The 577-nt window shown below is 70.7% G+C and carries 2 protein-coding genes; both read left to right on the forward strand.

All coding sequences use genetic code 11. The features are described 5' to 3' along the window. The coding region (locus tag AC5RVB_RS16330) for an ATP synthase subunit C (protein ID WP_494143175.1) at positions 1-252 on the forward strand (252 nt) is incomplete at its 5' end. Further along, complete coding sequence (locus AC5RVB_RS16335) at positions 249-482, forward strand: hypothetical protein (RefSeq protein ID WP_227902153.1); 234 nt, start codon at positions 249-251, stop codon at positions 480-482. The genes AC5RVB_RS16330 and AC5RVB_RS16335, both read left to right, overlap by 4 nt. Positions 483-577: the final 95 nt, after the last annotated feature.

A 577-nucleotide genomic window follows, 5' to 3' on the forward strand; every position in this document is an offset into this window, starting at 1 on the left:
GCCGCCGCTTCCGTTGCCATGGCCACCGACGGCAGCGACAGCAGCAGTGCTGCCCTGCTCGGTGCGGCGATCGCCGTGGCCGGGTCCTCCATCGGCGCGGCCATTGCCGTGGCCTACACCGGATCCGCAGCGCTGGCCGCCATGAGTGAGCGCCCGGAAATCTTCGGCCGCGCCATGGTGGTGGTGGGCCTGGCCGAAGGCATAGCCATCTACGGGCTGATCATTTCCATCATCCTCATCGGCCAGGCATGAGCGCTCGCGAAGGAACCGTCGCTGCCCTGGGCAGCACCACGCTGCTGCAGGGGTTCAAACTTGCCGGGGCGGCGCTGTATCCGGCTGCCGGGGCAGCTGACGTGCGCGCCGTATGGGCAGCGCTGCCCGAATCGGTGTGCGTAGTGCTGCTGACGCCCGACGCCGCGGCGGACCTCGCCGTCGAACTCGCCGACCCGCTGGCCCCGCTGACAGTGGTGCTGCCGGTATGACCCGGCTGCCGCGCGGCGCCGAAACCGCGCTGGAACCGGTTCGCCGGGCGCTGGACCGTGAGGCCGCACAAAACGCCGCCCGCACAGAGGCAGAA

The organism is Arthrobacter sp. Y3225209, from assembly GCF_059090685.1.